The following is a 13,089-nucleotide window of genomic DNA, read 5'->3' as shown; positions in this document are numbered from 1 at the left end:
GGCCGCGTGGTGGGGCCGGTCCCGATCAGGACGTGACCTTGAACCGGGACACCGACTGCTTCAGCGCTTCCGCCGACCGCGACAGCTCGTGCACCATCTGGGCCGTGGACCGCGTACCGTCGGAGGTCTGCTCGGTCACCGCGAAGATGTGCTGGATGTTGGCACCGACCTCGTTGGCGGCGCGCGCTTCGTTCTGCGCGACCGTCGAGATCTGACCGATCAGATCGTCCAGGCGACGCGACACCGAGTCGATGTCTTCCAGCGCGCGGCCGGCCGCGTCGGACAGCTTCGTGCCCTCGACCACGCCCAGCGTGGAACGCTCCATGGCGGCCACCGCATCGTGCGTGTCGGTCTGAATGGTCTTGACCAGCGCGGCGATCCGGCGCGTCGCGTCGGCAGAGCGTTCCGCCAGACGCTGCACTTCTTCCGCCACCACCGAGAAGCCGCGACCCGCTTCGCCTGCGGACGCTGCCTGGATGGCCGCGTTCAGCGCCAGCACGTTGGTCTGTTCGGTAATGTCCGAGATCAGCTCGGTGATCTCGCCAATTTCCTGCGACGACTCGCCCAGCCGCTTGATGCGCTTGGACGTTTCCTGGATGTGGTCGCGGATCTGGTTCATACCGCCGATGTTGTTCTGCATCGCCTCCAGACCCTGCTCGGCCGCTTCCCGCGACTGGCGGGCCACGTCGGCGGTCTGCTGCGCCTGCGTGGACACCTGGTTGATCCGGTGCGCCATCTGCAGCACCGCCTCGCCGGTGGCCCGGATCTCATGCAGCTGTTCGGTCGACGCGGCCAGCAGCTCGGTCGACGTCTGGTCGACCTGCGCGGTCGTGTCCGTCACCCGGACCGCCGTCGTCTGCACCTGGTGCACCAGCGAGCGCAGTTCTTCCACGGTGTAGTTCACCGAGTCGGCGATCGCGCCGGTGATGTCCTCGGTCACGGTCGCCTGGTGCGTCAGGTCGCCTTCCGCCACCGTCTGCAGTTCGTTCATCAGCCGCAGAATCGCCGCCTGGTTCGCGTCGTTGACGCGCTTGGCTTCCTGTTCCTGCGCCTCGGCCTCGCGACGCTGTTCTTCCGCCATCTGCGCGCGACGCGACTGGTCCGAGACGTACAGCCGCAGGAAGCCCACCGAGCCGATCACCAGCAGCGCCAGCGACGCCAGCATGGCGATCAGCACGCCCGGGTTCAGGCCGCCGGCGGCTTCCAGGCCGACGCCCAGGTCGTCCAGGTCCTTGCGCAGCACTTCCGAGTCATTGAGCATCGCCGTCTGCGCTTCCCGCGCGGACACCAGGCCCTGCAGGTTCGACAGGATGGCGGTGGCTTGCGAGCGGGTCTGGTCGTACTGCGTCAGCAGCACCTTCAGGCGTTCGCGCACCTGCGGGTCCTTGGCGCCGTTCAGGCGCAGCTCGGGGTTGCCGTTCAGCAGCGCCTGGGCGATCTCGCGGAACGCGTTCAGGTCCTTGCCGAGCAGGAACACGGCCTCGGGGCTCACGCCTTCCTGCGTCAGGAATTCGTTGGCGGACTTGCCGATCCGCTGCGTCAGCATCACCAGCTGACCGACCGCGGCGACTTCGCCCGTCGGGGCCGAGCTCTGCAGCGACAGCGAGGCCACGGCCTCGGCGCTTTCCAGCAGGTCGGACGATTGCCGGTTGATCGCGCGCAGCGCGGCGCCGACCTGCGTCAACACCTTTTCCTGCGCCAGCATGACCTTGGTGTTCTTGTCGGCGCGCGCCACCATCGGGGCGATCTTCTCGAGCAGCGGATCGACCGAGCCCGGGGCCTTGGCCAGCTCACCGCTGCCGTCGCGCAGCGAGCCGATCACGCCGGTCAGGATCTCCGACGCTTCCTTCATTTCCGGGAAGGCGTTCTTGTTGCCCAGCAGCGCGGTCGAGACCGCCTTCGCCAGACGCTGCGACTGCGTCGCCGCCTGACCCGCGCCGCGCACCTGCGCCGCGGAGCGGTTCGAGCTGATCAGCGACCAGGACACCGTCGTCGCCGTGCCGATCAGGCCGACGGCGACCAGCGCCGTCAGCAGGCCGGTGCGGCGCTGTTCGGGCTGTCGGGCCACGGCCGGCATCGGCGTCGGGGATTCCGGGGCGGACGCCGAAGGCTGGTAGCCCGCGGACGTGTCCTGGAACTCCGGCGTGGGCTGCGCCGTGGTGATGATCGAGGGCTGGAAGTCTTGCGTGTCCTCCGGCGCCGAACCCGCGTCGGTCTGCGGACCGGCGTCGAAGTCGTCGTTGCCCTCGTTCTTGCCCTTGTTCTTGATCTTGTCCAGGAAGCTCATCTCACCCTCGTTTGATCTCGTTCGTCGAATCGGCGCCTGTGACGGGACCGTCGTCTGGCTATCAGTTCAAAACAATGCGCAGGAATTGCGGATGCTGCGTGAGCGCATCCAGGTCCAGCACTTGCCAGCGCCGGCCCTGCCCGTCGCGCATGCGGGCAGGAGCGAAATCGGGATGGCCGCCCGCATCGGGTTCGGCCTGGAGCTGTTCATCGCCGCGCAGCCCCAGCAGTTGGTCCACCAGCAGCGCGCAGTTGATGCCCAGTTCCGGATTGATCGACACCAGCCGGTGGGCCGATGTCAGCGGGGCGGGACCTCGCAGGCCCAGGAAGGCCGACAGGTCCACCACGGTATGCAGACCGCCCCGCAAGTTGGCCACGCCCAGCATCCAAGGTTGCGTGTACGGGACCGCCTGAAGCGGCACCGGCGTGAAAATTTCGCCGGATTGCTTGAGCGGGAGCAGCAGGCCGAGGCCCGCGCATTCGACGGCCAGCCAACTCGCGGCCTGCGGCGCCTCGCGCGCCGCCTGCATGCGCTGCGCCAGCCGTTGTTGAAGTTCGCGCAGCGCTTGCTTGTTGGCCATGATGTCAGCCCAGCGCCTTGATCTTGGCCAGCAGTTCGTCGGCCTTCACCGGCTTGACGACGTAGTCGCGCGCGCCCTGGCGCATGCCCCAGACCTTGTCGGTTTCCTGGTTCTTGCTGGTGCACATGATCACCGGCACGTCGGCGTAGCGCTCGTCACGCGTGATCGCGCGCGTCAGCTGGAAGCCGTTCTGGCCGGGCATGACCACGTCCATCAGGATGAGGTCGGGCTTTTCCTCGGCCAGGCGCTTCATCGCCTCTTCGCCGTTCTCGGCGGTGCGCACGGTGAAGCCGCGCTTGGTCAGCAGGTCGCTCAGCGCGTGCAGCTCGGTCTTCGAATCGTCGACCAGCAGGATCTTGTGGATGGGCATGGGATCTCCCTCTGTCTTGGCTCGTGTCGATTCGCGTCGGTGGATTCGTCGTTCGAGCCAGGCGTGAGCGTCGTTGGATGTCGTGGATGAGGTCGTTGGAAGCGGGCTGTCCGTCGAGTCGGTCAGCCCGTCTGGCAATGCTGTCGGACCGCTTGCAGCAGCTGGTCCTTCGTGAAGGGCTTGGTCAGGTAGTCCTGCGAGCCGACCATCCGGCCGCGGGCCTTGTCGAACAGGCCGTCCTTGGACGACAGCATGATCACGGGCACCGAGGCGAACTGCGGGTTGCGCTTGATGATCGCGCAGGTCTGGTAACCGTCCAGGCGCGGCATCAGGATGTCGCAGAACACGAGGTCGGGCTGGTAGTCGCTCAGCTTGGCCAGCGCGTCGAAACCGTCCTCCGCCAGGACGACCTCATGGCCGCCTTGCTTCAGGAAGATCTCGGCGCTGCGGCGGATCGTGTTGCTGTCGTCGATGACGAGCACCTTGGTCGCCGTGCGGGGGCTTGCGCTGGAATCCAAGCTCTTCTCCGTATTGTTCAGACAATGGTTGTCAGAGAGATTTCAGGCTCGCGACAGGCGTCGAGCGCTGGAGGGACCGCCGGATGATCGAGGACCGGCGCCTGGCCGAAAGGTCGATGCGAGGGTCAGATCTGGACCATTTCGAAGTCTTCCTTGCGGGCGCCGCACTCGGGGCAGGTCCAGTTCATGTCGACATCTTCCCAACGGGTGCCGGCGGCGATGCCGTGTTCAGGGTCGCCCACGGCCTCGTCGTACATCCAGCCGCAGATCAGGCACATCCAGGTCCTTGCTTCGCTCACGATGGGTTGACTTTGCATCACTACAATGATCGAAAGATTGTAGCCATGCCCCCGGTCTGACCCAGGGGGCGGAAGTACCGATGAAACAACAGTCGGTTGCGGTGCTTCTTCACGTTATGCGCACCAGTTCACGGCTTCTCGCCGAACCATTCATGAGCCGCCCAGACCCGCACCAACCAGATCCCCAGGACGCCGCCGCGATCGATGACCAGGACTCGCCGCCCCCCGCCTGCGTGATGAGCTTCAACGCGTCCGACCCCAGCGGCGCGGGCGGCAGCGCCGGCGACGTCGCCACCATCGCCGCCATGGGCGCGCACGCGTTGCCGGTCGTCACCGCCATCGTCATGCGCGACACCGCCGAGGTCTTCGACCACCAGACCCTGGACGGCGACTGCATCGTCGAGCAGGCCCGCTCCATCCTCGAGGACGTGCCGGTCGCCGCCTGGAAGGTCGGCTTCCTGGGCAGCGCCGAGGGCGTCTCCTCGGTCGCCGAGGTCCTGTCCGACTACCCCGACGTGCCGCTGGTGGCCTACCTGCCCAGCATCTCCTGGCTGGACGAGGAACAGCAGCAGAGCTACCTCGACGCGTTCCGCGAGCTGGTGCTGCCGCAGACGCTGGTGCTGGTCGGCAACCAGAAGACGCTGAGCGACTGCCTGCTGCCCGACTGGGACGCGGACCGTCCGGCCTCGCCGCGCGAGCTGGCCGTGGCCGCGCAGCAACATGGCGCCGCGAACGTGCTGGTGACCGGCATCCAGCTCCCCAACCAGTACATCGACAACGTGCTGGCGAATTCCCAGGGCGCGATCACCGGGGAGAAGTTCGAGCGCTTCGAGGCCAGCTTCGTCGGCTCGGGCGACACGCTCTCGGCGGCGCTGGCCGCGCTGCTGTCGGTCGGCTCTGAGCCGCACGACGCGGTGGGCGAGGCCCTCGCCTTCCTCGACCAGTCGCTGGAGGCGGGGTTCCGGCCCGGCATGGGCAACGTGGTGCCGGACCGCTTCTTCTGGGCGCTGCCGCCCGGCGAGGAGGGCGAGGAAGGCGCCGAGGCCGTGCCTGCCACCGACGAGATGCCGATCGACGAGCCGCCCAGCCGAGGCCCGCGCCGCATCCATTGAGACCGCCGAGGGCGCCCGCGCGGCGCCCTCGTCCTTTCCGGCAGTCGCCTGCCACCACCTGCCGCGCCTGCCGCGCCTGCCGCACAGGCCTTGAGCTCCCCGCGCAGCCGGCAGCACCGGATTCCCCCCATGAGCCAGAACGAGACCCTGTTCGCCCGCGCCCAGCGCGTCATTCCCGGTGGCGTCAATTCGCCGGTGCGCGCCTTCCGCGCGGTCGGTGGCACGCCGCGTTTCATCACGCGGGGTGAAGGCGCCCACATCGTCGACGCCGACGGCAAGCGCTACATCGACTACATCGGCTCCTGGGGCCCGATGATCCTGGGCCACGGCCACCCCGCCGTGGTCGAGGCGGTCCAGAAGGCCGTGCTGGAAGGCTTCTCCTTCGGCGCCCCGACCGAGCGCGAGGTCGAGCTGGCCGAGGAGATCCTCGCGCTGGTGCCGAGTTGCGAGCAGGTCCGGCTGGTGAGCTCCGGCACCGAGGCGACGATGAGCGCCATCCGACTCGCGCGCGGCGCGACGCAGCGCAACAAGTTCATCAAGTTCGAGGGCTGCTACCACGGCCACACCGATGCGCTGCTGGTGAAGGCGGGCTCGGGCCTGGCGACCTTCGGCCATCCGACCTCGGCCGGCGTGCCCGAGGCGACGGCGCAGCACACCATCGTGCTGGAGTACAACAACGTCGCCCAGCTGGAAGAGGCCTTCGCCCTGCACGGCCGCGAGCTGGCCTGCGTGATCGTCGAGCCGATCGCCGGCAACATGAACTTCGTGCGCGCCAGCGTGCCCTTCATGACCCGGATGCGCGAGCTGTGCCGCGAGCACGGCGCGCTGCTGGTGCTGGACGAGGTGATGACCGGTTTCCGCGTCGGCCTGCGCAGCGCGCAGGGCGTGTACGCGGACCTGATCCCCGGCTTCGCCCCGGACATCAGCGTGTTCGGCAAGGTCATCGGCGGCGGCATGCCGCTGGCGGCCTTCGGCGCGAGCCGCGAGATCATGCGCCACCTCGCGCCGCTGGGCGGCGTCTACCAGGCGGGCACGCTGTCGGGCAACCCGGTGGCCACGGCCTGCGGCCTGGCCACCCTGCGCGAGATCAGGAAACCCGGCTTCTTCGACGCCCTGTCGGCGCGCACGCGCCGCCTGGTCGACGGCCTGAAGACGGTGGCAGCCGAGAACGGCGTGCCCTTCAGCGCCGACAGCGAAGGCGGCATGTTCGGCTTTTTCCTGATGCCGGCGCTGCCGCAGAATTACACGACCGTCATGACGACGGACAAGGAGCGCTTCAACCGCTTCTTCCACGGGATGCTGGACGCCGGCGTGTACCTGGCGCCGGCGCTGTACGAGGCCGGCTTCGTGTCCGCCGCGCACACCGACGCGGACATCGACGCCACGCTGGAGGCCGCCCGCGCAGCCCTGCGCTGAGGCAACGGCACCTCGGGCGGGCGGCCCGGTTGCCGGTTCGGGAAAGCCTGTCCCGGGCAAACACCGGGCCAGCCCTGTCGCGATCTTTTCAATCCGCGACAGGCATTACGCTTGCTTACCGCTTGGTACAGCAGCTGAGAGACAGACATGCATATCCACATCCTTGGCATCTGCGGCACCTTCATGGGCGGCCTGGCGGCGCTGGCGCGCGAAGCCGGCCACACGGTGACCGGCTGCGATGCCAATGTCTATCCGCCGATGTCGACGCAGCTGGAGGCCCTGGGCATCGAGTTGATCCAGGGTTTCGGCGCGGAGCAGCTGGCGCTGAAGCCTGACCTGTTCGTGATCGGCAACGTGGTGACGCGCTCGTCCGAAGGCCGCTTCCCGCTGATGGAGGCGATCCTCGACGCCGGCCTGCCGTACACCAGCGGCCCGCAGTGGCTGGCGGAACACGTGCTCCAGGGCAGGCATGTGATGGCGGTCGCCGGCACGCACGGCAAGACCTCCACGACCTCGATGCTGACCTGGATCCTGGAATCGGCCGGCCTCGCGCCCGGCTTCCTGATCGGCGGCGTGCCCCAGAACTTCGGCGTGTCGGCGCGCCTGGGCGGGGGCCGTTTCTTCGTCATCGAGGCCGACGAATACGACACCGCCTTCTTCGACAAGCGCAGCAAGTTCGTCCACTACCGGCCGCGCACGGCGATCCTGAACAACCTCGAGCACGACCACGCCGACATCTTCCCGGACCTGGCCGCGATCGAGACCCAGTTCCACCATCTCGTGCGGACGGTGCCGGCGTCGGGACGCCTGGTCGTCAATGCGCGGGAGGAGGCGCTGCAGCGCGTGCTGTCGCGCGGTTGCTGGAGCGAGGTGCAGCGCTTCGGCGCCCGCAAGGAAGAACCCGGCGCGCTGCGCGCGCGCGGCGAGCCGCAGTCCTTCGACGTGCTGCGCGGCAGCCTGAAGGTCGGTCACGTCAACTGGGAGCTGCTCGGCGAGCACAACCAGCTCAACGCGCTGGCGGCGATCGCGGCGGCGGAGCACGTCGGCGTCGATCCGGAGCAGGCGGCCCAGGCGCTGGGCGAGTTCAAGAACGTGCGCCGTCGACTGGAGCTGCGCGGCGAGTCGCGCGGCATCAAGGTCTACGACGACTTCGCCCACCACCCGACGGCGATCCACACGACCATCGACGGCCTGCGCCGCCGGATCGCGCCGCAGGAACGCATCCTGGCGGTCTTCGAGCCGCGCTCCAACACGATGAAGCTGGGCACCATGAAGGCGCTGCTGCCTTGGGCGCTCGAGGAAGCCGACCTGAGCTTCTGCAACCAGGACGGGCTGACCTGGGACGCGCGCGAGGCGCTGGCGCCGTTGGGCGAGCAGGGCCTGGTGGGCGCGGATGTCGACGCCCTGGTGCAGATGGTCCGGCGGGCCGCCAAGCCCGGCGATCATGTGCTGTGCATGAGCAACGGCGGATTCGGCGGCATCCACGAAAAGCTGCTGGACGCGCTGAAGTAAACCGGCGATCCTGCGCCGCCGCATCCCCCTCATGCCCGACGACGGCATGGCACGCCGCGTGCCCTGGCTGCGAAACCCTGTCCCTGCAAGATCCCTGAGGAGCGACTTCACGATGAGTGGTCCTGGCAAGCTGGTGCCTGCGCTGCAGAACCGATCCTTCCTGTGCCTGCTGGCGCTGGCGACCGTGGCGTTCGGCTGGATCGTCTGGCCGATGATGAGCGCGATCCTTTGGGGGGTGGCGCTGGCCATCGTGTTCCAGCCGCTGTATCGCAGGCTGCTGCGCAAGACGAAACGGCCCGGCCTGTCGGCGGGGCTGACGATCCTGGTGATCCTGCTGCTGGTCGTGCTGCCGCTGACCTACGTGATGGGCGCGCTGGTGCGCGAGGCGGCGGTCGTCTTCGAGATGGTCAAGTCCGGCCAGTTCAACTTCAACACCTATGTGGCGCAGATCTACGCGGCGCTGCCGTCGTGGCTGAGCGACGTGCTGGAGCGGCTGGGCCTGCACGACCTGGCCAACCTGCAGGAGAAGCTCGGCAGCGCGCTGAACCAGGGCAGCCAGTTCATCGCGACCAAGGCGCTGGGCTTCGGGCAGGACACCTTCGACTTCCTGGTGAGCTTCTTCGTGATGCTCTACCTGCTGTACTTCCTGCTGCGCGACGGCGAACAGCTCTCGACGCGAATCCGCGACGCGCTGCCGCTGCAGGACTCCTACAAGCGCCAGCTGGGCGAGAAGTTCCGGACGGTGATCCGGGCCACGGTCAAGGGCAACATCGCCGTCGCGGCGATCCAGGGCGCGCTGGGCGGTTTGGCGTTCTGGGTGCTGGGCATCCATGCGCCGGTCCTGTGGGCCGTGCTGATGGCCTTCCTGTCGCTGCTGCCCGCGGTCGGCGCGGCGCTGGTGTGGGCGCCGGTGGCGATCTACCTGCTGTCGGCGGGGCATGTCGGCTCGGGCATCGGCCTGATCGTCTTCGGCACCGTCGTGATCGGCCTGGTCGACAACCTGCTGCGGCCGCTGCTCGTGGGCAAGGACACCAAGATGCCGGACTATGTCGTGCTGCTGTCGACGCTGGGCGGGATGGCGGTGTTCGGCATCAACGGCTTCGTCATCGGCCCGTTGATCGCCGCGATGTTCATCGCGGTCTGGGACATCGTCGCGGCGGAGCGGCGGTATCCGGTCGGGGACAACCACTGACGGGCAAGCCTCCCGCGCCAACGGACCAACGGACCAACGGACCAACGGGAACGTACCAACGACAACGGAAAAGGCCGGCTTTCGCCGGCCTTTGCCTTGATGAAGCGCGGTCCGGGGACCGCGCCTTCGATCAGCCCCGCGATCAGGTGCGGGTCATGGTCGCCTTCAGCACGCTGCTGAGGAAGTCCAGGCTCTCCGCCAGATGCGCGCGGGTCTCGATCGAGCCCTTGCCCTGCGCGGCGCGCAGGTCGCTCTGCAGCTGCACGGCGTGCAGGCGCAGCACCGCGTAGGCATCGGCGAACTGGCCCGAGGCCGCACCGCTCTTCGTCAGGTTGGCCTGGATGCGGCGCAGGTACTCGCGCTGCAGGTTGCGGCGCAGCGGATCGATCTCCGCGCCGGTCTTCAGCTCGCTCCAGATCGACGCCTGCAGCGTGCCGTAGACCTCGCCGATCGTGATCAGGCCCTTGCGCTGCGACACCGGCACGTAGGCCGGCAGCTCCATCAGGCGGATCGCCGTCTGCGCCTGCAGCAGGCGGTCCAGCGAGCCCAGCTGCACCCGCGCCACCGCCGCCGGGATGTTCACGAAGCCCGCGCGGTTGAACTCGACATAGTCGGTCGTGATCGAGGTCAGGAACTCCGGCTTGAAGCGGAAGCTGTCGGCGCTGAAGATGCCCTGCGCCAGGAAGCGCAGCGCCTCGCGCTGCTTGGCGGGATCGACCGGCCGCATCGCGGCGACCGAGGCGCCCGGCACGTCCCGGTGCGTGTACATGCCGCCGACGTACTTGCCCACCAGGTCCGACGCGCGCGCCAGCTGGTTGAAACCGCCGGCCAGCTGACGGCGCTGGCGCAGCGGATCGTCGCCGGCTTCCGGCGTCCGGTTCTGCACGCGCGTCCACAGCTCCTGCGTCAGCTTCAGGCGCTTGCGGAAGTAAGCCATCGGGTCGTCGCCGAGGTCGAAGCGGTTGATCGTCGGATCCATGCCGTCGAACGGGCCGAAGCCGCCGGCGTCGGTGTCGTCGGCGTAGGCGTGGCCCGGCAGCGTGTTCTGCGCGGCGACGCGCTTGAGCTCGGCCTCTTCCTGTTCCTTGGGCACCTGCTTGTAGGCGTACTCGATGGCCCAGTAGTCGTACGCGCCCAGCGTCGTGTTGTTGTAGGTGGTGGGCGCTTCGCCCTCGAGCGGGATGTTGTAGGCGTTGTAGTCCATCACCGAGGCCGACAGGCCGTTGGCGTCGGTCCAGGCCTTGTCCTTCAGCTGCGACTGCGTCACCTGCGTCGAGGCCTTGAAGTTGTGCTTCAGGCCGAGCGTGTGACCCACCTCGTGCATGATCACGTCCTTGATCCGCGCCTGGATGAAGGCGTCGGCCTCGGGGCTGTCCGGCGCGATGTCGCCGCGGGCCTCGAGCACGTCCAGCGCGAAGTCCATCTCGGCCGCCGCGTCGTGCGCGTAGGTGCAGTAGGTCGCGTTGCGACCTTCGCGCCAGCCCTGGTTCAGCGCGGCCAGTGCCTGCGCCTCTTCCGCCAGCGTCGACACCTGACCGCCGGCCATGCCGCGCGGCGCGTCTTCCGCGATGAAGGCGCGGCCGCCGCGGGCGAACACATCGCTCATGCCGATGTCGGCGTCCAGGATCTCGCCGGTGCGCGGGTCCAGATGGCTCGGGCCGATCGCGAACCCCACGTCCGAACCGACGAACCAGCGGATCGACGCGTGCGACGCGTCCATGTTGTCCCAGTCCGCATCATCGGGCTGCTGCTTGGCCACGACCGCGTTCTTGAAGCCGATCTTCTCGAAGGCCTTGTTCCATTCCAGGATGCCGGCCTCGACCGCCGGGCGGTACTTCGGCGGGATGTTCCTGTCCATCCAGTAGGTGATCGGCTGCACCGGCTCGGACAGCGCCGCGGCCGGGTCCTTCTTCTCCAGGCGCCAGCGCGCGATGTAGTGGACGCGCGGATTGGGCTTGGCGTCGTCGCTCAGGTCGGTGAAGGACTCGGTGAAGTGACCCAGGCGGCCGTCGGCGCGGCGCGAGGCCATCTTCTCTTCCGGCAGCGCGCGGAAGTTGTAGACGAAGCCCATGAACATCGAGCGCGGATCCGGCAGCGCCTGCGGCGGCGTCGGCACCGGCACGGGCGGGGCCACCAGCGGCGGCGCCGGGATGCGCGGCGTGAAGTAGTGGACCTTGGCGTTCAGCGTCGTGAGCTGCGCGTCGGCGCGGGTCATCTCGAAGAACGAGTTGCCGCGATCGACGTTGTAGGGCAGCCGGTAGGCCATCTCCAGTCGCGTGGACATGCCGGGGATGTCGCTCAGCAGCAGGCCGGCGTCGACCAGGAAGGCCTTGCGCTCGGGGTGGTCGGCGCTGGCGACCGGGCCGGCGGCCAGCAGGCTGGGCGAGAACGCCTCCTCGCCGGCGCGCTTGCCGCCGCCCTCGGCGCGGAACGCCGTGTTCAGCGCGACCAGCTGGATCGAGTTGCCGACACGGCGCCACTCGGCCAGGATCTCCGGGCCCATCTGGCTGGCGTAGAAGCCGCGTTCGCCGATGGAACTGGTGATGTTGATGGTGAACAGGAACGGCTTGTTCAACATCGCGCGCGGGATCTCGAGCCAGACCTTCTCGTCCTTGCGCAGGATGGGGAAGAGGCCGTCGTCGCGCTTGGCGTCGCGGCTGACCTCGGCGAAGGGCTTGGGCGCCGTCGGATCGGCGGCGGGACGCGGCGCCGTCATCGGCGAAGACGCGCCCGGTTGGCCCGGCGCGCCGGAGGCGGCGCCGGCCGGCGCGGGAGCGGCCTGCGCCGTGGGCGCGGAGGTGGAGGCGCCGGTCGGGCCGGTCGTGGCGCAGGCGGTGAGCAGCAGCGCCGCGGCGGCGATGGCCGTGAGCTGGATCGTGTCCCTGTGGATCATGGATCGATGTGGTCGTGGGTCCGTCCGCAATTGGCCGGACCGTGTTGAGAAAGCAGGCGTGGCGGTCGTGTCGCCGCATGGCCCCGGTGAAGCGGGCAATGTGCGGGGCCGGGGCCCGCGCGTCAATGCGCACTAACGAGCGCGCGACCCTTGCGAACCGCGCATGTGGCGATGATCGCCCACACCGGCGTCCGCCACCCGTGCCGGAAGTGACCCGGTCACGCGCGGAGGGGGCGGAAGGGGCGGCCTACACTGAGCCGCCATGAGTTCCCAGACGCCCTCCCCACCCGTGGCGGCCACGCCGCGCGCACCGATCGCGCCTGCGGCCGCCCGTCGCACCCACCTCCTCTACCTGCACGGCTTCCGCTCGTCGCCACGTTCGGCCAAGGCCTTGCGGATGGCGTGCTGGACGGCGGAACAGCGTCCGGACCTGGCGTTCGTCTGCCCGCAGTTGCCGCCGTCGCCACGCGAGGCGATGGCGCTCGTCGACGCGCTGGTCCGCGATTGGCCGCGCGACACGATGGCGGTGATGGGCAGTTCGCTCGGCGGTTTCTATGCGACCTGGGTGGCGCAGCGCACCGGTGCGCGGACCGTGCTGCTGAATCCGGCGGTGGATCCGGCCCGCGATCTCGCGGACTACATCGGCGAGCAGACCTGCTGGCAGAACCCGGAGGAGCACTTCTTCTTCCGGCCCGAGTTCGTCGACGAACTCGTCGCGCTGGACGTCGGCGCGCTCGCGCATCCGGAACGGATGCTGGCGGTCATCGCCAAGGGCGACGAGGTGCTCGACTGGCGCGAGATGCACGCGCGCTACGCGCCCTGCCGGATCAAGCTGCTCGAAGGCAGCGACCACGGCCTGGCCGACTTCGACGACTACCTGGACGAGCTGACCGCGTTCCTCGAACTCTGA

General features: G+C 68.7%; 11 protein-coding genes. 5 read left to right on the top strand and 6 right to left on the bottom strand.

From position 1 onward, the window contains the following. Nucleotides 1-25: 25 nt before the first annotated feature. The 5 genes from AC07O8_RS09955 to AC07O8_RS09935 all read right to left on the bottom strand — a co-directional run bounded on the left by AC07O8_RS09955 (nt 26) and on the right by AC07O8_RS09935 (nt 4,072). Nucleotides 26-2,287, bottom strand: a complete 2,262-nt coding sequence (locus AC07O8_RS09955; RefSeq protein WP_495047855.1) for a methyl-accepting chemotaxis protein — start codon at nt 2,285-2,287, stop codon at nt 26-28. A 61-nt stretch (nt 2,288-2,348) separates the two neighbouring features. Beyond that, nucleotides 2,349-2,867: a chemotaxis protein CheW gene (locus AC07O8_RS09950; RefSeq protein WP_377160250.1), complete on the bottom strand. Its 519-nt coding sequence runs from the start codon at nt 2,865-2,867 to the stop codon at nt 2,349-2,351. A gap of 4 nt (nt 2,868-2,871) precedes the next feature. After that, complete coding sequence (locus tag AC07O8_RS09945) at nt 2,872-3,237, bottom strand: response regulator transcription factor (RefSeq protein WP_088406380.1); 366 nt, start codon at nt 3,235-3,237, stop codon at nt 2,872-2,874. 122 nt (nt 3,238-3,359) lie between these two features. Then, complete coding sequence (locus AC07O8_RS09940; RefSeq protein ID WP_297526543.1) at nt 3,360-3,755, bottom strand: response regulator; 396 nt, start codon at nt 3,753-3,755, stop codon at nt 3,360-3,362. 125 nt (nt 3,756-3,880) lie between these two features. Further along, nucleotides 3,881-4,072, bottom strand: coding sequence for a rubredoxin (locus tag AC07O8_RS09935; protein WP_088406382.1), 192 nt, complete (start codon nt 4,070-4,072; stop codon nt 3,881-3,883). Between the two features lie 134 nt (nt 4,073-4,206). Between AC07O8_RS09935 and thiD the strand changes: the two genes are divergently transcribed. The 4 genes from thiD (at nt 4,207) to AC07O8_RS09915 (ending at nt 9,286) form a co-directional block, all read left to right on the top strand. After that, nucleotides 4,207-5,166, top strand: a complete 960-nt coding sequence (gene thiD, locus AC07O8_RS09930; RefSeq protein WP_297526540.1) for a bifunctional hydroxymethylpyrimidine kinase/phosphomethylpyrimidine kinase — start codon at nt 4,207-4,209, stop codon at nt 5,164-5,166. A gap of 129 nt (nt 5,167-5,295) precedes the next feature. Beyond that, on the top strand, nt 5,296-6,582 hold the full coding sequence (gene hemL / locus AC07O8_RS09925) for a glutamate-1-semialdehyde 2,1-aminomutase (protein WP_495047854.1): 1,287 nt from the start codon (nt 5,296-5,298) through the stop codon (nt 6,580-6,582). 147 nt (nt 6,583-6,729) lie between these two features. After that, nucleotides 6,730-8,094 carry a UDP-N-acetylmuramate:L-alanyl-gamma-D-glutamyl-meso-diaminopimelate ligase gene (gene mpl / locus AC07O8_RS09920; RefSeq protein WP_495047853.1) on the top strand — a complete coding sequence of 455 codons (1,365 nt, stop codon included), beginning with the start codon at nt 6,730-6,732 and terminating at the stop codon, nt 8,092-8,094. 112 nt (nt 8,095-8,206) lie between these two features. Continuing rightward, nucleotides 8,207-9,286: an AI-2E family transporter gene (locus AC07O8_RS09915; RefSeq protein ID WP_495047852.1), complete on the top strand. Its 1,080-nt coding sequence runs from the start codon at nt 8,207-8,209 to the stop codon at nt 9,284-9,286. 142 nt (nt 9,287-9,428) lie between these two features. On the opposite strand, the gene AC07O8_RS09910 is transcribed toward AC07O8_RS09915, so the two are convergent. Continuing rightward, on the bottom strand, nt 9,429-12,179 hold the full coding sequence (locus AC07O8_RS09910) for a zinc-dependent metalloprotease (protein ID WP_495047851.1): 2,751 nt from the start codon (nt 12,177-12,179) through the stop codon (nt 9,429-9,431). 262 nt (nt 12,180-12,441) lie between these two features. On the opposite strand from AC07O8_RS09910, the gene AC07O8_RS09905 reads away from it, so the two are divergent. Beyond that, nucleotides 12,442-13,089: a YqiA/YcfP family alpha/beta fold hydrolase gene (locus AC07O8_RS09905; RefSeq protein ID WP_495047850.1), complete on the top strand. Its 648-nt coding sequence runs from the start codon at nt 12,442-12,444 to the stop codon at nt 13,087-13,089.

Source organism: Roseateles sp. GW821-FHT09G09 (assembly GCF_059415965.1).
The sequence above is the reverse complement of the archived record's forward strand: the minus strand, read 5'-3'. Positions and strand labels throughout refer to the sequence as shown.

What these genes read in the sequence shown, in the direction of transcription:
- AC07O8_RS09955 (WP_495047855.1), bottom strand. Translation starts at nt 2,287, where the DNA reads ATGAGCTTCCTGGACAAGATCAAGAACAAGGGCAAGAACGAGGGCAAC.
- AC07O8_RS09950 (WP_377160250.1), bottom strand. Translation starts at nt 2,867, where the DNA reads ATGGCCAACAAGCAAGCGCTGCGCGAACTTCAACAACGGCTGGCGCAG.
- AC07O8_RS09945 (WP_088406380.1), bottom strand. Translation starts at nt 3,237, where the DNA reads ATGCCCATCCACAAGATCCTGCTGGTCGACGATTCGAAGACCGAGCTG.
- AC07O8_RS09935 (WP_088406382.1), bottom strand. Translation starts at nt 4,072, where the DNA reads ATGCAAAGTCAACCCATCGTGAGCGAAGCAAGGACCTGGATGTGCCTG.
- thiD (WP_297526540.1), top strand. Translation starts at nt 4,207, where the DNA reads ATGAGCCGCCCAGACCCGCACCAACCAGATCCCCAGGACGCCGCCGCG.
- hemL (WP_495047854.1), top strand. Translation starts at nt 5,296, where the DNA reads ATGAGCCAGAACGAGACCCTGTTCGCCCGCGCCCAGCGCGTCATTCCC.
- mpl (WP_495047853.1), top strand. Translation starts at nt 6,730, where the DNA reads ATGCATATCCACATCCTTGGCATCTGCGGCACCTTCATGGGCGGCCTG.
- AC07O8_RS09915 (WP_495047852.1), top strand. Translation starts at nt 8,207, where the DNA reads ATGAGTGGTCCTGGCAAGCTGGTGCCTGCGCTGCAGAACCGATCCTTC.
- AC07O8_RS09910 (WP_495047851.1), bottom strand. Translation starts at nt 12,179, where the DNA reads ATGATCCACAGGGACACGATCCAGCTCACGGCCATCGCCGCCGCGGCG.
- AC07O8_RS09905 (WP_495047850.1), top strand. Translation starts at nt 12,442, where the DNA reads ATGAGTTCCCAGACGCCCTCCCCACCCGTGGCGGCCACGCCGCGCGCA.